This is a genomic window from Alteromonas sp. ABH4_454 (assembly GCF_056311775.1).
On the sequence record NZ_CM149972.1, the window covers coordinates 2,281,251 to 2,299,981 of the forward strand.

The following is an 18,731-nucleotide window of genomic DNA, read 5'->3' on the forward strand; positions in this document are numbered from 1 at the left end:
TTCATCCCTGACGACGGGTACGCTACCTTAAGTATCGGGTAAGTTTTGCGATCTTTCCAAAAATAAAGTTTAGGGTATATGCCCAATTGTTGAATTGAGGCATATCTCATCTGTTTACAGACTCATACACCTTTATTCGTTTACATTCATTTGTATTCATTTTTTGCGCCAAAATGAATAATTTATGTACAGTGATTTTTATTGAACAGAATTTTAAATAGCTACTTCATTTTTTGGCCTTGGGCTGAATATCTGCCTCAATATCCTTGGAAAATATTAAGCTGTTCGGAGACTGATTTAATTTCAAAAGCAACGGCTGAATATTGCGCATGGTTTCTTGCAAGGCATCAACGGTTTCTTTAATTTCAGATTGATTAAAGCCACCCTCACTGTAATTCTTCAGTAGGCTATCAAGGCTCACAAGAACCTGATTAAGGTTACTGTTGAGGGCTTTTGCATCAATGTCAGCGATAAGTAAATCGAAGTCGTCACTTGCTGTTTCTACTGATTCTGCCGCTAGACGCATATCTTCAACGGCCAACTCTACGTTCTCAACCATTTCTTTAAGGGGCAGCTGATTTATTTTATCTAGGATCGCGTCAGCTTTTTGCGTCAACTGAGTAAACTCGTTACTTACGGTAGGAATTACCTCATAACCGTTAATGACGGCTATCTCGTTGCCGGCGTCGGCGTCAGGAATATGCTGTAAATCTACGTAGAGACCACCGGTCAAAACATTGCCCATTCGAAGCGAAGCCCTGAGATCTCGGTGCAACCAGTTTCTGATGGTCTGCTTTATGGCACTCAGTCCTTCTTCTGTATCAGGTTGTCGCGCTTTACCCGGGTAGATGTTGATGAGCACCGGAATAGGGTAGTCCCTTTCTAGAATGTTTCCTTCAACCGCAGGGAAGGAGTTGATTGCAGTGACGTTACCAATCTCAATGCCTCGGTATTCAACGGGCGCGCCGACGGTGAGCCCTCGTACACTTTCATCGATAAGTAACAGGTATTCAGCGGCTACTTTATAACGGGCATCTGAGGCAGAAGTACTGTCGCCGTAAATAGTGAAAAAGGCGTTGTCTAATACTTGTTCACCCTTTGGTACGCCTTCAGGAATGCCAAAGGTAATGCCATTGGCTAATAAGGTTTCTAAGCTTCCGGTTTCTACACTGACCCCATTTGATTCAAGTAGAAGCTTTACGCCACTGACGTCCCAAAAGCGGGTCGTGTTAGTAATTAGCTTGTGATAGGGCGCTTCAATGAAGGCATCGTAATAAACGACACGCTCTTCAATGTTAAATGTGGCATCTTCAAATTCGCCAACTTTAAAACCCTTGTAAATGATGGGGTCGCCAGGTTTATAAGCAAATTCGTCGTCGCTTTTTAGCATAACGTGAAGGCCAGGAGTACCGGGCGGCGTAACAGGTGGGCGCTCAAGCGCAGTGAAATGCAGTTGTTCTTTGCCTTTGTCGTCAGCAGACATGGCAATGTAACTACCAGATAAAAGGGTATTGAGCCCAGATACTTCCGAAAAACTAATACGCGGGGCTACCACCCAAAACTTCGCATTTTCGTTGAGCAGGTGGGTCGCACTTGCATCAATTCTTGCCGTAACAAGCACACCGTTTAAATCGGGTTTCAGTGTTATTTTCTTAACCTGACCAATGTCTAAGTCGCGCACTTTTATTGGGGTTTTGTTTACTTCAATTCCGGTAGCTGATTGCAGTTCAATCGTGATAAGTGGGCCCTGGTTTTTCCATTGGTAATAAACCATCCAGCCACCAATAACAATCACAAGAATTGGAATAATCCAAATGCGAGAAACCGATGAGGTTGGCTTTACCTTTGCCTCGTTAATGTTGGGGTCGTTTGTGGTCATGGTAATTGTTTCCAGTGCTGCCAAATTAGCCTCGAATCAAATGTCATCGCGGCTATCATTGTTACAAATACAACGGCGCAAAAGGCGAGTGCCGCTTGGCCCGGATAAATAGACATAGTGTTTCCCATTTGTATGAGAGACACCAAAACTGCTACCACAAAAACGTCTATCATCGACCAGCGACCTATCGCCTCGGTAATGCGGTAGTAACGTATACGTAATTGTTTTGAAGTGGTTTTCTCTCGCTGTACGGAAAAATTAAGCCAAGCAAGAATTAAAATTTTCGCGACCGGAACAACCACACTGGCAACCAAGATGATTATCGCAACCGGATACGAGCCAGATTCCCAAAGTGAGATCACACCGCCAATAATGGTATTTGGTGTTTCTTGGCCAAAGAATTCAGTATACATAATTGGCATTACATTAGCAGGAATATATAAAATACAAGCAGTTAACAATAATGCCCACGTGCGCTGAATACTAATTTGTGCTTGTTTTTCGCATAGCGGTTTGGGTTGAGGGGGCTGACCTTGTGACATCCATAAGGCATAACTTGTCGTGTCGAATTTATAAATACAAAGGGCTGTAAATGCCGAAAAGCCGACAAACGCATAAAACGACAGCCCTATAGATACGTCGGCTAACTCTGTAATCTTGATAAGACTTACCAAGGTGCCCACCAGAAATATTTCAGCCATGCTCCAAGGCAAAAGCGCTTTAACCAACTTATACAGCCTAGCTAAGTAAAAAGGGCGACGGTTTTGAATTTGCGCTAATGAAAGCAATAACAGTCCAGCGAGGACCATACCGGGTAGCAAAAGCGTGGCTAAACTAGTTATTATCGCAAGAGATAAGTAATCATTTTCAATGAGCACGGTAATGCCCGTTGGCAGGTCGATACTGTGTTTTTGTCCGCTCGCTTTAAATGTCAAAAAGTTAAAGGGTAACGAGAGCAATAAAAAAATAAGCGCGCTGAACGCATAAGCGAGTAATTTTTCGCTGGCACCGACGCGATACGAAACTAACGTGTGGCTGCAAACAGGACAAACTGCTCTTTGTCTGTGCGCTAGCGCCGGTATGTGAACCTTAGTATGGCATTGCTCACAAACTATAGATAACGTATTAGATTCAGCCATAAAGTTTTATTGCGCCACTTTTTACACACTGGATGTATGATAGAGAGCAGCCTAATGAAATAACTCGTTGATTTTTGAATTCAACAGAATAGCGTATTGCGGCCACATCGGGAAGTAAAGTCATTCGTGCTTAGAAACATAACAACAATAATTGACGAGTAAATGATGGAAATAACAAACGAAATTCGCGGTACTTACAGAAAAGTTAAAAAACAAGGGAATCGTTTATTGCTAAAAAGGCGTATCGGCTTTTTGCGCTTTTGGGGGAGTATCACTTTTGCTCAGCGGTGCTACTTTCTGGCAACTGCAATGCTTTTATTACAGCTTTTTTTTGATGTTAAAAGTGGCTTATTTGAAACGGTCATGTTTGGCTTTGCCCTTAGTGGTATTATTAGTGAAACTTGGCCTAGGTTTATGGCGCTTTGGAATAGTTTACCGGGTAAAGCGGTAATTTTGTTTGTCTATGCCGTTATCGCGAATTTTGCCCTCGCTTCTGCTAGCGGGTTAGTAAATAGCATAACCGGCGTTTCGGCTGGTGCGCTGCCCTACAGCCACAATTTCGCGCTCATACTTATGGTGCCAAGCTGGTTCTTTGTCACCACGTTAATGGCACTCGTTGGCGGAATGCTAGTTATCTTTATTTATCTATTTTTTCTACTACTACTCAAGCCTTTTGGTGTGCAAAAACTGTGGCATAAGCCTGGTTATCGCTATGTGCTTTCTACCGCTGTGGCGCGGTTTGTTTGGACATTAGGTGTGGCGCTTCAGCTTAGCGTGTTAGCAGGGCAGGTAGGGTTACTCTCCGAGTTTAGTGGTGAAAACACAAGCCAGCTGATCACAATCGAAAACGAGACTGAAACGTCGATTGAAAACAGTGAGGTACCACTTACTGAGGAACAAGCGGAATATACTTCCGAGCTGGAAGACGATTTAACCGCGCTTCTCACCGACGCTAAGCAAAAAAGTATTCGCTATAAAAAGGCACAACGCCAAGCGTTAGCTAGTTTTATCTATGAGTTTGAAGCGGACACACGTTCCCGCTGTGCTCACTCTGAGGGGACTCGGGTAATTGAACTTAATGATTACGAGATATTACAAATAGCACAAACGCCGGAAGATGAAATTGGCTATACGTATTCAGTAGAGCCCTGTCGTTCAGCTGCTATTGGTTTGAGTGAAGTGCCTTAGGAAATAACAAATGAATATCGAATACCTAAAACTTTTTGTACGCGTGGCGCATTTAACTAACATAACGAAAACAAGGCTAAAGTCGCGACTATGTTGCAGTAGGTGTGGTTATAGTGGTGGATATAAGGAAATTAAGGCTCGTGACTGAGCTTTGCGGCTAAACTTTATGCGGAATTGATAAAAAAGCCCGCTACAGCATAGCTGCAGCGGGCTTCTAAATATAGTGAACAACAGCTTAGAAGCTAGCGTTACCCGGTGTACGTGGGAATGGGATCACGTCACGTACGTTTTGCATGCCGGTTACGTAAGCTACAAGACGTTCGAAACCTAGACCGAAACCTGAGTGAGGTACAGTGCCGTAGCGGCGTAGGTCGCGATACCATGCGTAGTCTTCTTTCGATAGTCCCATTTCTTCAAGACGAGCATCGAAAACATCTAATCGTTCTTCACGCTGTGAACCACCGATGATTTCACCAATACCTGGCGCTAATACGTCCATTGCAGCAACGGTTTTGCCGTCGTCGTTAATGCGCATGTAGAAGGCTTTAATATCTTTCGGGTAGTTCTGCATGATAATTGGCGCACCAACGTGCTCTTCGGCAAGGTAGCGCTCATGCTCAGAAGATAAATCGATACCCCATTCAACAGGGAACTCGAATTCTTTACCGCAGTTTTGCAGAATTTCAATAGCGTCAGTGTAATCCATGCGCACGAAGTCAGAGCTAACTAGCTTTTCTAAACGCTCAACCGCATCTTTCTTGATGCGCTGGGCGAAGAATGCCATATCATCAGGTAGCTCTTCTAATACCGCTTTACACACATACTTCAGCATGTCTTCAGCAAGCTGTGCGACATCTTTTAATTCAGCAAATGCCACTTCAGGCTCAATCATCCAGAACTCGGCAAGGTGACGAGACGTATTTGAGTTTTCTGCGCGGAACGTAGGTCCGAAGGTGTATACCTTAGACATAGCTGTACAGTAAGTTTCAACGTTAAGCTGACCTGATACGGTTAGGTAGGTTTCTTTACCGAAGAAATCTTCTGAGTAATCAACATTGCCTTTATCGTCTAGCGGAAGGTTCATCATATCAAGGGTTGATACGCGGAACATTTCACCAGCACCTTCTGTATCGCTAGCCGTTAGAATTGGCGTAGAAATCCAATAGTAACCCTTTTCGTGGAAGAAACGGTGGATAGCCTGAGACAAACAGTTACGTACACGAGTAACCGCACCAATAACATTGGTACGCGGGCGCAGGTGTGCGTATTCACGTAGGTATTCAATACTATGGCGCTTTGCCGCCATTGGGTAGGTATCAGGGTTTTCAACCAAACCTACAATTTCTACCTCGGTCGCATCAATTTCTAGTGATTGCCCTTGGCCTTGCGATTCCTTCACTGTACCGGTTACCGACAATGAACAACCAGCAGTAAGGCGCTGGATATCGGCGTAATTTGACAGAGAATTTAGCGCAATAACTTGTACAGGATCGAAGCAACTACCATCGTGTAGTGCAATAAATGATAACCCCGCTTTAGAGTCGCGGCGTGTTCTTACCCAACCCTTAACGGTTACCGATTCGCCAACGGCGTACTTACCTTTAAGCACGTCAACTACGGGCGCATGCGTCATGTTAATTTCTCCGTCTTACTGATCTTATGTTGTTGCTCGAATACACATCGAGCGTATCAACCTAGTGCATTAAACTATGCATGAAAAATTGCACTAAAATTTGCTTTATGGTCAATGTTTTGGATTGCTGTGCCGATAAGTCTTTAATGTCGGTAAAATGCATATTGAAGTTATGGTTAACTTCTTTATGTCATTTATGTATCGCGAATTATAGAAATAAGTATAAATAACGAGATACACCGAACGGAATTCGCTTCGGCGATGTAAAAATAACCAATGAAATACAATCCAATAGCACGCTAGTATACCCAACATAAAGCGGGATGCCAGAGAACAGAGTGACAAATGGGAAATAAAAATGATTCAGGCACGTCGGTACATAACCAGCAGCAAACGCAGGGGGAATCTCAACGCGCGTCACAATCCTCTGCAACAGGCGATATTGACAGGCGTTCTATGACCTATGAGCAACTAAGCTGAACGGCGTTCGACGCCACGCTCAAAAACTCCCTTTTATAAGGTAATGCTTGGCCTCAACGTGTTCGGTTGGGTGGGAATGGTGGTGGTTCTTATATTGTTTCACTACGCTCGGCCCGACTTCATCAGTGGCGTTCAGCAGTATTGGGGAATAGAAGGGGACTCATCTTGGTCTGAAGGTCATTTGTCTGCCATGACTATTATGCTGCAGGTATGCTTAATAGTAAGCCTTGTCAGCATTGTCATGCGTGCAAGACGCAATCGTCGACGCACAGACTCCTTCGGCGTAAACCTTATAATCTTGTTTGCTATTGCGGCAATTAGTTTAATAACTCTTGCGACTACGTTGGGTTTATAGCACAGGTTAACCAACGAAATTAATGGCGAGGAAATCAAAAAAGCTTGGCACTTTACGTCAGTAGAGCAGCCAAGCTTTTTGTTGTTAGCCAACTATTTTTACTCTTTGTACAATTCTGCAGCCTATATAAACGCTGCCTGAATTAGCCAATAGGTATAAGCAGCATAAGCAAGCACAAATGCGCCACCTTCAAGGCGGTTAAGGCGACCTTGACGTTTAATACCGATACAGAAAATGAAAAGTGCCACGGTAGAGGCGAACATCACCATGGCATCGCGGTAAAGGAACTCAGCCTCTACTGTCATAGGCTGTATCGTCCCTGCAATACCCACAACGGCTAGGGTATTAAACATATTAGAGCCAATAACATTGCCAATTGCTAAATCATGCTCGCCTTTTTTAACGGCCATTAATGACGACGCGAGTTCGGGTAGTGATGTACCAATTGCGATAACGGTAAGGCCGATTATCGTATCGCTTACACCAAAGAAGGTGGCGTATTCAACCGCGCCCCACACCAGCATGCGAGAGCTTGCAACAAGTAACAACAAACCCGCAATTAACCACATAACGTGGGTTTTAACGGTGCCTTCGTTACTATTGATTTCCTCATCGTATTCATCGGCAAGGGCGTCTTTATCGCCTTTCATTGCGTGATAGATACTCCATGAAATCAACAGTACAAATAGCCCTAGCAAAGAAAACGCGTCATCTTTGGAAACCGTTAAGTCCCATACCTGCCACACAGCAAAAAAAGTGATGCCCAGTAGTACGGGCAATTCTTTTTTGATAATTTCCGATCTAACCGCAATAGGGCTAATAACGGCGGTCAAACCTAAAATTAACAAAATGTTGGCGATATTCGAGCCGTAGGCGTTACCCAGCGCAATGCCCGAGTTACCTTGGTACGCGGCGAAAATAGAAACGATAATTTCAGGAGCGGACGTACCAAACCCAATAATAAGCATACCTATTAGGAGGGGCGATACACCATAATGATTAGCGACTGATGCGGCACCACCTACAAACTTTCCTGCACTCCAAAGCAGTACGGGTAACCCGATCAAAATAGCCACACTGGCTAGTAACATACTTACTCCTCAAACCATTTGTGTCGTTTTGTCTATCTCTATTTATAGACAAAATTAATAAACAAAAGCTCTATCAATAGATTTAATTGTACATCAGTTTTTATTGTCATTTCGATGAAAAAAAGCCGTGCAGATTGTGCTATGCAAAATTGAAGTTAGGCGTAAACTTCGCGACTAAATAACTGTGTATGCTATTTGAGCACCGCAGTTTACGTTTTAAGTTACCTACCATCTTTTAGAAGCGACATTAATGCACAAAACCTTGATTGTTACTGACGATGTTATCCCTTTTCGTAACTCTTCATTAACTGTACTTACTTTTCAAGAATATCTTGCTGAGTTCCCGAAGCTAAACGAACCCAAAACCCGGGTTATTAATATTTGCGATACCACGCGATATTTAAGCGAGGGCTATTACTGTTCGCTGTTGGCTCAGGCTCGTAACCATTCTGTGTTGCCTTCAGTAAATACCATCAATGATTTGCGTATGGCTGAAGAGAAAAGTATCGATCGCATCGCTTTTTCCTTATCGGTATCTCAAGATAATACTGAAATTACTGATGAGCCTTTATTAGTACTTTTCGGTGAAGTGAAAGATCAGCGCTTTAAGCGCTTGGCCCGACAAGCGTTTGAAAAATATTCGTATCCGGTATTGGTACTAAGCCTCATGGTTACCGATACCAACGAATTGCCAAAAGCTACGAATAAAGTGCAAATTGAAGGCTTTGCAACGTTGCAAGCTAAAGCGTTTAAAGACTTAGATGCAGCGCAACAAGCACGCTTTATCGAGCAACTTGAGAAACAGGCAAAAATACAGTGGAAAGCGAGTAAAACGAGCAAGCGCACGCGCTGGGATATGGCGATTTTGGTTAATCCAGAAGAAAGTACGCCTCCTAGTGATGAGCGAGCCATTAAAAACTTTGTAAAAGCGGCTGAAAAAGTAGGCTTTCGAGCAAATGTAGTCAGTCGCTTGTCGCAAGAAGAGTTAGGTCACTATGACGCACTATTCATTCGTGAAACCACAGCAATTGACCACCATACCTATCGTCTAGCCCGCGCCGCAGAGCGTGAGGGTATTGTGGTAATGGACGACACGCAGTCAATTTTGCGCTGCTGTAACAAGGTGTACTTGCAAGATGCGTTTGCATACCAAAAAGTACCTGCCCCAAAAGCGACCTTTGTATCAAGCGCTACTGATGATGTATGCGAAAAACTCATTGCCGACTTTGGCTTACCGCTGGTATTAAAGCTGCCAGAAAGCTCGTTTTCACGGGGTGTGCATAAAGCTGAAAATAAAGAAGCGTTAAAAGCGCGCTTAGAACAAATGCTGGCTGAATCGGCGCTAGTGCTAGTTCAAGAATATATTTTTACTGAGTTTGATTGGCGAATTGGAGTGTTAGGCGGCAAGCCAATTTACGCTTGTCAGTACTTCATGGTGCGCAACCATTGGCAGATATACAACCATCAGGGCGATAGATTCTCCTCGGGTGGATTTACAACAATGCCTACGTTTGAAGTGCCTAAGCCGGTATTACAAGCCGCTATTAAAGCCGCAAAAGCAGTGGGCAACGGTCTTTATGGCGTAGATATTAAGCAAACCGGAAATGCGGTTTACGTTATTGAAGTGAACGACAACCCAAGTATCGACTCGGGCGTCGAAGATAAATATTTAGGCAAAGAACTGTACGAATTAATTATGCAGGAATTTGCTGATAGGTTGGAGCAAAGAGGGCGATGATTACATCGGCTGAGTGCGTAATTGAAGTGAATAATGCAAGTCCACAGGAAAGTGCAAATCGTGCATATGGCCTAGCAGAAGGCGCATCGAATACTAAGTCGGCACAAGGTGCCGGTGCGCCTTCAACGCAGTCGAGTGTAGTGCTGCGTGTTGCGACATTAAACGATCTTGCTTCGCTTCAGCATATTGAGCAAACCTGCTTTACAACCGACAGACTAAGTAAAAGTCGTTTCAAGTTTTACATTGATGCACAGCACGCAGAGCTAATCGTGGCCGAGCGTGCGCCGTTAAATTCAGGCTTGAACCTCGATACAAATAAGCCGGATTGCAATAGCATAGTAGGCTACGGACTGTTACTGCTGCGACGCGGAACACAACTTACCAGACTGTATTCTATTGCGGTGCTGCCCGAAGCGCGAGGGCTTGGCGTTGCTGAAAAGCTTATAAATAGCTTGGGGGAGCGGGCGCTGCTGCGGGGAAAGCGATTTATGCGCCTGGAGGTAGCAGTAGGTAATGCAGGCGCCATTGCTTTATATAAAAAGTTAGGGTTTAGTCAGTTCGGTATGTATACCGATTACTACGACGATCACACTGACGCATTACGTATGCAGAAAGTATTGGTGCCGAGCAAGTCGGTTAAGCCAGAGGTTTACCCGTGGTACCAGCAAACAACAGATTTTACCTGCGGTCCGTCGGCATTGATGATGGCGATGTGTGCATTAAACAATCGCTATGAAATGACGCAAGAAAAAGAATTATCGTTGTGGCGCACAGCTACCACAATATTCATGATGTCAGGGCATGGTGGCTGTCACCCGGTGGGGTTAGCACTAGCTGCAGTAAATGAAGGTTATGCGGCGAAAGTGGTTATTAATCAGGACGTCCCACTTTTTGTTGATGGCGTTAGAGATGCTAATAAGAAAGCGATCGTTGAAAACGTCGAATCTCAGTTTATGGAAGAAGCACGAGCAAAAGGCATTTCCGTTGAGATTTCAGACTGGCGGACCGACGTAATCGACCAAACACTAAAAGCTGGCGGAGCAGTATTATGCCTAATCAGTACATACGCGTTTGATAAGAAAAAAGTGCCACATTGGGTAGCAATTACGAGCTGTGATCCTCACTGCTACTATCTGCACGACCCAGATGCGAGTGAAGGGCAGCCTGTTGAATATCAACACATTCCTGTTGCACGCGAAGACTTTTTAAGACTTGCCAGCTATGGCACGCGTAAAGTAAGAACATTGGTGCTCCTAAAAAATAAAAAGTAACGCCAATATCAAGCTAAGGTTTGAGGCAAAGTTAAATGCCCCAAGCCTTAGTGATGCACTTGTGTAACGTTAACCTTTTTATTTAGTGTTTTGAGCTGTGTTACCAATTGAGACAGCTCTTTCACCGAACCTGAATAATCAATGTGCTTATTCATTTCCTGGCCTTTCACTGCACTCTGATAAAGCGCTTCACTTTCAAAGCATGCAGTTTTCTTATTTAACGCGTTCCATTCGGCTTCTAGATCGCTCGGAATGCAATGACGTTTTGCAACAATCTTGTCTTTTATTTGCAACACTTTCCCGATCAATAATTGAGCATCTGTAGGCATAATAGTATCTCCTTTGCAATTTACTTGGATAAGTCACTGATATCTGGGGTTTATGATTTACTAAAAAACGATAAACCAGTTATTCGCATCTCACCGTTGAATAAAGGATTGCATTATTGATGCCACGTTCAATAAAAAGGTGAGAATCCTTTTTATGCGCTTGTAGGTTTGGAAGTACTTTCTCAGCTCTTAAACTGTGCTCTTAGAAAAACAGGGGCAAAGCTTGTTTATAAATTCAAACCGCTGAATAAATAGATTTCGACAGAGAACTAAAATCAGGGCTTTTGCTCTTAACCGAATTTAAGAGGAGAGGTTAACCCCGTAAAATTATCGGGACTTCGAAGGAAAATGTTTTTGTCGAACCTGCTGTAGTTTTAAGCTGGTGGCGTGACTATCGCCATTTATAAAAAAATCATCGAGAATTGGCATCACAGCTGAAGCAAAGGTTTCCTCAGCATCACGATCGAAAAATTGTGAAAAACCGTCTGCTTCAGAAAGTGCTGAATAGGCTTCTTTAGTAAGTTTGTTCCTGTGCCTATTCAACTTTGGTCGTTTTACGAGAAGCGCCGTTCTGATTGGCGCGCTATTTATAAGAATAGCGTTTGGGCTTGTCTTTGATTTTCTTAACTTGGCAGTAGCAAAAGTGCGGTGTCCAAATTAATAAATTAAGCAAAATAGCGGTAACAAGACTAAAAACAATTGAAGAAGGGGTTAGCGGTACGGAAGGGCTGAAGTTGTCGAGTACGCGATTTAACGTACCGTATTGAGAGGGCGAGGCCATAAACACCAGCTTTTCGAAATAGTGGCCGTGCTCAAGTTTTCTCATACCCTGCTCCAATGTGGTGATCTGGGCAAAGCGGCTCGCTTTCATTGACGCATTTTCACGCACTACCGGTTCGCTATTTTTCTGTAAACTGTCGAGCATGGCTTCCACAGACGAAAAGCCATGCTGTTTAGCGAGTACAGAGGAACTGGATACTTCATCTCTTAGTGCGTCATAGTAGCCATTTAAATATTGGCGGTAGTGGTCCGCTAAAATAGGTACCTGCAGTGTAATAATGAATAAAACTGCAAAGACCACTTTATCAAGAACACGCACTACCATTAAAAACTCGCTATAAAATAATCAGTATTGTCGACTCATTAGTGACCCGCCTAATCGTTGACTTCTGACATTCGTTTATAGAAGCCTTTTAACGCTAGGGGCTCTCGACATTGAACTCATCTCATGTAACAAAAAGTAAGTGTTAAGCGTAACAACCTCTCACGCTACTTCAAGGCTGTATAAATCGCATGGGTTAACTTACTTAATTGCTCGGAAGATATGATATAGGGAGGCATAATGTATACCAGTTTACCAAAGGGCCTTATCCACACGCCTTCTTCGACGAAATGACGCTGAATTTCGGCAACATTGACCGGATTTACAGTCTCAACCACCCCAATAGCGCCCAACACCCTAACATCAGCAACGCGGGGTAAGTCTGCACATTTTGCCAACTCGGTTTGTAATTGTTTCTCAATGGCGGGAATTTGTTGCTGCCAATGGTTTTCATTAATGAGTGATAAACTAGCGTTTGCCACAGCACAAGCTAACGGGTTGCCCATATAAGTTGGGCCGTGCATAAAAACGCCAGGCTCCCCTTGGCAAACCCCTAACGCAACATCTTCGGTACACAAAGTTGCGGCTAACGTCATATAGCCGCCAGTAATTGCCTTGCCTAAACACAAAATATCAGGCGAGATAGCGGCATGTTCACAAGCGAAGAGCTTACCTGTACGACCAAATCCAGTAGCAATCTCATCGCAAATTAACAGTACATCATAGGTGTCACATAGTTGGCGACAGCGTTTTAAGTATTCGGGGTGATAAATACGCATACCTCCCGCGCCTTGAACAATAGGCTCTAGAATTAACGCCGCCATGGTGTGGTGATGTTTCTCGAAAATCTCTTCAAGCGGAAGAATATCGTCTTCACTAAAGGTTTGACCAAAGCGAGTTTGTGGCGCAGGCGCGAAAATCTGCTTGCTTAATACACCTTCAAACAAACTGTGCATGCCGTTTACTGGATCGCACACACTCATAGCGGCAAACGTATCGCCGTGGTAGCCATTTCGCGGCGCAACAATACGTGACTTCTCAGTACGCCCTTGGCATGCCCAATATTGAATAGCCATCTTTATCGCTACTTCAACTGACACTGAACCAGAGTCAGCTAAAAACACTCGCTCTAAACCAGCTGGAACCATACTGAGTAAAGTTTTACATAAATCCACTGCTGGCTGGTGGGTGATACCGCCAAACATAACGTGAGAAAAAGCATCAATTTGCTTGTGCGCTGCATCGTTGAGTATGGGGTGGTTGTAGCCGTGAATAGCAGCCCACCAGCTAGACATGCCGTCTACTAACGCTTCACCGGTGGCCAAGGTGAGCTCGGCGCCTTTTGCACCAACTACTTCGTAACAGGGAAGGGGGTTAACCGCCGAGGTATAGGGGTGCCAAATGTGTTGTTTATCAAATTCTATATTGTTCACGAATTAACCATTAGTAAGGGTTTTAAATTGGTCAGAGTTGACAACTCGATATTGGGGCATAGACTAAGCCAGCAATAATAATTAGTAAAGGACACTCAATGACGCTGGCTAGTGCGCCTTCTGCGCAAACGACAACTATTCGAAACGATTGGACCAAAGCCGAAGTCGAAGCTTTGTTCGCCATGCCATTTAATGATTTACTGTTTGATGCCCAAGTGGTGCATAGACAGCATTTTAATCCTAACGAAGTGCAGGTTAGCACGCTTTTGTCGATTAAAACTGGTGCATGTCCTGAAGACTGCAAGTACTGCCCACAAAGCGCCCGTTATGATACAGGTCTTGAAAAGGAGCGCCTGCTAGAAATTGAAAAGGTTATCCAGCGTGCGAAAGAAGCAAAGCAAGTGGGCTCTACCCGTTTTTGCATGGGTGCCGCTTGGCGAAACCCGCGCGACAGAGATATGCCTTACATTTTAAAGATGGTTGAAGAGGTGAAAAGTTTAGGGCTGGAAACCTGTATGACGCTGGGCATGCTAACCCGTGACCAAGCAGTCGCACTTAAACAAGCGGGCTTGGATTACTATAACCATAACTTAGACACCTCACCGGAATACTACGGCGATATTATCACGACCCGTACTTACCAAGACCGATTGAATACGTTAGAGAACGTGCGTGCTGCAGGTATGAATGTTTGCTCAGGTGGCATTGTGGGCATGGGAGAAACGGTGAGCGACCGCGCCAGTATGCTGGTGCAGCTAGCAAACCTTCCCGAACAGCCGCAAAGTGTGCCTATTAATATGTTAGTAAAAGTTAAAGGTACACCACTCGATAGCGTAGAAGACTTGGACTATTTCGAGTTTATCCGCACTATTGCTGTTGCTCGTATCATGATGCCCAAGTCACATGTGCGCTTGTCGGCAGGCCGCGAAGCCATGAACGAGCAAATGCAGGCGCTGTGTTTTATGGCAGGCGCGAATTCCATTTTCTATGGCTGCAAGCTGTTAACTACGTCAAATCCAGATACCCATGAAGATGTTATGCTGTTCAAAAAGCTTGGTATTAATACTGAGCGTACAAGAGGTTACTCAGACGAAGCACATCAACAAGTGTTAGAAGAAGAAATTGCCCAGCAGCAAGAACAAGCCGACGACAGTAACGACTTGTTTATTGATGCAACCAAGCCTAAGGTAGCGCCAAAGAAACAGCAATTAACGGAGGCGTAATGGCCTTTCACTGGTTAGACGATTCGCTGAGCGCACGTGCTGAGCAAGGCTTGCTGCGCCAGCGCAACTGCCAACAATACGAAAAAGACAGCATTATTTGCATTAATGGTGAGCACTACCTTAATTTTTCTAGCAACGATTATTTGGGAATGCGCCAGCATGAAGGCGTATTGCAAAGTTGGGTTGAGGGGCTAGCGCAATTTGGTGGCGGCAGTGGTGCATCACCCTTGGTAACGGGGCATACGCAGGCTCATTTAGCGCTTGAAGCTTATATTGCCGATGGTTTAAACCGAGAAGCTGCGCTGTTGTTTAACTCTGGCTTTGCAGCTAACCAAGCCTTGTGTATGGCACTTTTTCCTCACATGTCTCACGCTGGCAGTAGCGGGGCGCCTGGGCACATTATTGCTGACAAGCTCATGCATGCGTCGTTTTTAGAAGGGGCGCAGTGCGTATCCGAGCGCGCCAAGCTTCGCCGCTTTAAGCACAACGATCTTAATCATTTGGAAAGCGTGCTTTCAGGTGTTTGCAATAACTCTGTTCTCGCTGCGGATGAACATAGCAAAGTTAATGCTGACGCTAATTTTAAATCAAGCCAACAAGATATTCTTATTGCCAGCGAAGGCGTGTTTAGCATGGACGGTGATGCCGCGCCTTGCAAAGATATAGCCGATATCGCCGCGAAGTATAACGCTTGGTTCATGCTAGACGATGCACATGGCATGGGCGTTTTGGGTGAAAACGGTTTTGGTACTGCAGAAGCGCTTAACTTAAGCCAGCAACAGGTTCCAGTTGTTATGGGAACATTCGGCAAAGCGCTAGGCACAGCAGGCGCATTTATTGCCGGAAGCCAAACCCTTATTGATTATCTGGTGAATTTTTCTAAGCACTATATGTATTCCACCGCAATGCCCCCAGCGCAAGCGGTGGCAACCTTATATTCACTCACACATATCGCCAGTGATACCGCTCGTCGCGAGTTGCTTACCAACAATATTTCCTATTTCAGAGAGTCGTTCCAAAAACGTTTTGGACAGACACTCAATGCGGACAAGGAAAGCGATAATTCAGACCATATCACCTTGGGATCTATCACCTTAGGAGCCTCGCAAAGCGCTATTCAACCCGTTATTGTCGGCAGCCCAGAGCATGCAGTTGCATTAAGTGAAGGTTTAAAACAACGAGGGATTTGGGCAGCCGCTATCCGGCAACCAACCGTACCGAAAAATCAAGACAGGCTGCGTATAACCTTAACCGCAAATCATACGACTCAAGATATCGATGTGTTAATTGATGCGCTTGAATTGTCGCTCAATGGTTTGAAGGAACTATCGCGCGATGGGTTAAGTGGGCCTTCTGCGAAAAGGGAAGCATAAAGAACGATGTATGCCGTAACAGCCCTAAGTTCCACAAACCAGAAAGAGATGTAAAAATGTCGGCAAGCCCAGCTGTGAAATCAGCGTCATTGACAGAGCCCTTGAAACCTTTTGAAGGTAAGGCGGCAAGTGATACAGCAAAAGTGCTTCCTAATAATGAAGACGCTTTCGTAGCAGAGTTTTGTAATTCCACTGTTGTCGATTCAGCCGACGGTACCGGCGAAGCTAAAAAAGCGATTGTCACACCAGCAATCACTGAACAGAGCATCGCACACCGTTTCTCAAAAGCGGCAGTAAAGTACGACAGTATTGCGTGTATTCAGCGTAATATTGCCGAGCAGGGGTTAGCAAACTTGCCAAAGACTTTGCAGGGCGAGGCCCTCGATATAGGCTGTGGAACGGGTATTCACACACAGGAAATTTTAAAAAAAGGTGCCGTTGCAACTGGAGTAGACATTGCTGAGGGTATGTTGGCGCAGGCACGAAAAAAGTACTCTGACCCCACTTTCGTAGAAGGTAGTGCTGTTGATTTACCTTTCTCTGAAAACACGTTTTCAACGGTGTTTTCGTCCATGGCGCTACAGTGGGTGAGTGACACAAACCTTGTTGCTAGCGAGATAGCACGAGTGCTTAAACAGGATGGTATCGCTGAGCTGGCTATTATGGTGTCTGGCTCTTTTAGTGAACTTAGAACGGCCCGCAAAGTGGCGCAGCTCCCTCAAGCAGAAACTCGTTTGCCGGCAACCGCGCAGTGGGTAAGCGGGTTTAAGCAATCAGGGCTCCGATTACAACGAGTTATTACCAAAGATTATATTGATACTCACCAAGATATTATGTCGCTACTGCGTTCAGTGAAAGATGTAGGAGCGGGTGAGACTGGCCAAAAACAACCTCCGCTTACCCGTCGAGATATTAAAAAATTAGCCATGGCGTATAGCAATATGAGTGGTGTAGAAAGTAAGTTACCGCTTACCTACCGCGTAAGTCATTTTAGATTGGAAAAACGATGAAGCAGTATTTCATTACCGGTACCGACACAGAAGTAGGGAAAACCTATGTCACCTGCCAATTACTAAAAGCAGCGCAAAAAGCATCGCTTACCGGCATCGGCTATAAACCTATTGCTGCTGGTTGTGAGCAGGTTAACGGTGAGTGGGTTAACGATGATGCGCTAAATATACAAAAAGCATGCGCGAAAATACGCGAAAACAAAGCCATTAAAGCTATAGATAATAGCGAGCTAAAAAGCGCAAGCGAAGAAAATGGACAGACACTTCCTTTACATCAAATAAACCCTATCGCATTAAGGCCGCCCATTGCGCCACATATTGCTGCACTTGAAGAAGGCGTGGCGTTAAGCTTTGAAAAAATTGCGCAAGGCCTTGATAAACTGCAAGCTTATCAGCCAGATCTACTGTTGATGGAAGGTGCAGGAGGGTGGCGATTACCCTTAATCGTGGGCGATGAGTATACGCCTACGTATTATCTATCCGATGTTGTGAAAACGCTCAACATGGACGTAATTTTCGTTGTGGGTATGCGTCTAGGCTGCTTAAACCATGCGCTATTAACCGCAGAAGCGATACGCGCAGATGGGCTAAAAATCAAAGGGTGGGTAGCCAACGACATCACAGGTAACATGACGCGATATCAGGAAAACCTGCATTCTCTAAAAGCCATGTTACCCGAGCCGCTGCTGGCAGAAATTCCCTACCAGCGTGAGCCTGATGAAGAGGCGCTATTCGCCGCTATCAAGCAAATAAGTTAAATCATCACCTGAATTAATTGGCTTTTTTTCTTCACCTAAAAAGATGAAGCCGTCTTTTTCACCGACTAAAGTAAGTTGGTTATCACAAAGACGTAACGCCGTGCCTTCACGGATAGCCACTACCGGCGTGGTTGGGTTTAGCGTTGTAAACTCGGCCAATCGCTGATCGCGGGTTTCACCATTATGGCCAGGAGGCTGATAATCGGTGTAGTGCGGGTTCAACTGAAACGGCACGATATCAAGCGCATCAAAACTAGGCGGCTCAATAATAGGCATGTCATTAGTGGTTCTAATTGATTCGCCACAGATATTCGAGCCCGCGCTCCATCCAATATAAGGCGTGCAATCGGCAATGGCGTGCTTTATTGGCACAATAAGCGCATTCGCATATAGTGTTGAAAGCAGACTGAAAGGTGTTTCCTCCACCTACCACAATAGCTTGGCCATTTTTCTTCGCATTGTTTACGGCGGCCACGGGGTCTTCTACTGTGTGTAGCCCAGTAACATTGCATTCTGGCAGGGCAGTAGCAACAGCATCTACATAGCTGTCGTACGTTTGAGTTACAGCGGCGTAAGGAACAAATAGGAGGTCGCGAATTTCGCCTAAGTGTGCAAAAATAAGTTCTCTAGCGTGCTCTAGGTAAGCCTCGTCGCCTTGACGAGAGCTACTTAGCATAAGTACATGTGCGGTCATACTAACTCCACAATTTTTCTGACGGCGTATCATAC

16 protein-coding genes and 1 pseudogene are annotated in these 18,731 nt (G+C 44.7%); 9 read left to right on the forward strand and 8 right to left on the reverse strand.

Translation table 11 applies throughout. From position 1 onward, the window contains the following. Positions 1 to 226 precede the first annotated feature (226 nt). Positions 227 to 1,879 (reverse strand): intermembrane transport protein PqiB, encoded by a 1,653-nt coding sequence (gene pqiB / locus ACYX4W_RS09915; protein ID WP_476073070.1) that lies wholly within the window; start codon positions 1,877 to 1,879, stop codon positions 227 to 229. Continuing rightward, positions 1,876 to 3,018: a paraquat-inducible protein A gene (locus ACYX4W_RS09920; protein WP_476073071.1), complete on the reverse strand. Its 1,143-nt coding sequence runs from the start codon at positions 3,016 to 3,018 to the stop codon at positions 1,876 to 1,878. The genes pqiB and ACYX4W_RS09920 overlap by 4 nt, the downstream gene beginning before the upstream one ends. 162 nt (positions 3,019 to 3,180) lie before the next feature. Between ACYX4W_RS09920 and ACYX4W_RS09925 the strand changes: the two genes are divergently transcribed. Beyond that, a complete protein-coding gene (locus ACYX4W_RS09925) occupies positions 3,181 to 4,206 on the forward strand; it encodes a hypothetical protein (RefSeq protein ID WP_476073072.1) in 1,026 nt (341 codons plus the stop codon). Between the two features lie 235 nt (positions 4,207 to 4,441). Here the strand turns inward: ACYX4W_RS09925 and asnS are convergent, their stop codons facing one another. After that, positions 4,442 to 5,839, reverse strand: a complete 1,398-nt coding sequence (gene asnS / locus ACYX4W_RS09930) for an asparagine--tRNA ligase (protein ID WP_474807805.1) — start codon at positions 5,837 to 5,839, stop codon at positions 4,442 to 4,444. A 345-nt stretch (positions 5,840 to 6,184) separates the two neighbouring features. Between asnS and ACYX4W_RS09935 the strand changes: the two genes are divergently transcribed. Together ACYX4W_RS09935 and ACYX4W_RS09940 are read left to right on the forward strand one after the other, a co-directional pair. Next, complete coding sequence (locus ACYX4W_RS09935; protein WP_476073073.1) at positions 6,185 to 6,319, forward strand: hypothetical protein; 135 nt, start codon at positions 6,185 to 6,187, stop codon at positions 6,317 to 6,319. A gap of 58 nt (positions 6,320 to 6,377) precedes the next feature. Then, positions 6,378 to 6,674 carry a hypothetical protein gene (locus ACYX4W_RS09940; protein ID WP_476073074.1) on the forward strand — a complete coding sequence of 99 codons (297 nt, stop codon included), beginning with the start codon at positions 6,378 to 6,380 and terminating at the stop codon, positions 6,672 to 6,674. A 122-nt stretch (positions 6,675 to 6,796) separates the two neighbouring features. Here the strand turns inward: ACYX4W_RS09940 and ACYX4W_RS09945 are convergent, their stop codons facing one another. Continuing rightward, a complete protein-coding gene (locus ACYX4W_RS09945; protein ID WP_474854414.1) occupies positions 6,797 to 7,765 on the reverse strand; it encodes a calcium/sodium antiporter in 969 nt (322 codons plus the stop codon). Positions 7,766 to 8,015: 250 nt separating this feature from the next. On the opposite strand from ACYX4W_RS09945, the gene ACYX4W_RS09950 reads away from it, so the two are divergent. Further along, positions 8,016 to 9,503 carry a RimK family protein gene (locus tag ACYX4W_RS09950; protein WP_476073075.1) on the forward strand — a complete coding sequence of 496 codons (1,488 nt, stop codon included), beginning with the start codon at positions 8,016 to 8,018 and terminating at the stop codon, positions 9,501 to 9,503. Continuing rightward, positions 9,500 to 10,774, forward strand: a complete 1,275-nt coding sequence (locus tag ACYX4W_RS09955; RefSeq protein ID WP_476073076.1) for a GNAT family N-acetyltransferase/peptidase C39 family protein — start codon at positions 9,500 to 9,502, stop codon at positions 10,772 to 10,774. The genes ACYX4W_RS09950 and ACYX4W_RS09955 overlap by 4 nt, the downstream gene beginning before the upstream one ends. A gap of 47 nt (positions 10,775 to 10,821) precedes the next feature. Here the strand turns inward: ACYX4W_RS09955 and ACYX4W_RS09960 are convergent, their stop codons facing one another. From ACYX4W_RS09960 to bioA, 3 genes are all read right to left on the reverse strand, one after another. Beyond that, a complete protein-coding gene (locus tag ACYX4W_RS09960; RefSeq protein WP_476073077.1) occupies positions 10,822 to 11,103 on the reverse strand; it encodes a hypothetical protein in 282 nt (93 codons plus the stop codon). 583 nt (positions 11,104 to 11,686) lie between these two features. Next, positions 11,687 to 12,208, reverse strand: a complete 522-nt coding sequence (locus ACYX4W_RS09965) for a DUF2937 family protein (RefSeq protein ID WP_476073078.1) — start codon at positions 12,206 to 12,208, stop codon at positions 11,687 to 11,689. A 164-nt stretch (positions 12,209 to 12,372) separates the two neighbouring features. Further along, positions 12,373 to 13,638 (reverse strand): adenosylmethionine--8-amino-7-oxononanoate transaminase, encoded by a 1,266-nt coding sequence (bioA, locus tag ACYX4W_RS09970; protein ID WP_476073079.1) that lies wholly within the window; start codon positions 13,636 to 13,638, stop codon positions 12,373 to 12,375. Positions 13,639 to 13,736: 98 nt separating this feature from the next. Here bioA and bioB point away from each other — a divergent pair, with 98 nt between their 5' ends. From bioB to bioD, 4 genes are read left to right on the forward strand one after another with little or no spacing between them, the layout of a single operon-like run. Next, on the forward strand, positions 13,737 to 14,861 hold the full coding sequence (gene bioB / locus ACYX4W_RS09975; RefSeq protein WP_474854428.1) for a biotin synthase BioB: 1,125 nt from the start codon (positions 13,737 to 13,739) through the stop codon (positions 14,859 to 14,861). Beyond that, positions 14,861 to 16,234, forward strand: a complete 1,374-nt coding sequence (locus ACYX4W_RS09980) for an aminotransferase class I/II-fold pyridoxal phosphate-dependent enzyme (protein WP_476073080.1) — start codon at positions 14,861 to 14,863, stop codon at positions 16,232 to 16,234. The genes bioB and ACYX4W_RS09980 overlap by 1 nt, the downstream gene beginning before the upstream one ends. A gap of 56 nt (positions 16,235 to 16,290) precedes the next feature. Further along, a complete protein-coding gene (locus ACYX4W_RS09985; protein ID WP_476073081.1) occupies positions 16,291 to 17,244 on the forward strand; it encodes a methyltransferase domain-containing protein in 954 nt (317 codons plus the stop codon). Continuing rightward, entirely contained in the window at positions 17,241 to 18,002 is a 762-nt protein-coding gene (gene bioD, locus ACYX4W_RS09990) for a dethiobiotin synthase (RefSeq protein WP_476073082.1), read from the forward strand. Before ACYX4W_RS09985 ends, bioD begins: the two co-directional genes overlap by 4 nt. Here bioD and pepE read toward each other — a convergent pair. Beyond that, a pseudogene (gene pepE / locus ACYX4W_RS09995) lies at positions 17,973 to 18,696 on the reverse strand (dipeptidase PepE). The gene bioD and the pseudogene pepE overlap by 30 nt on opposite strands. Positions 18,697 to 18,731 lie beyond the last annotated feature (35 nt).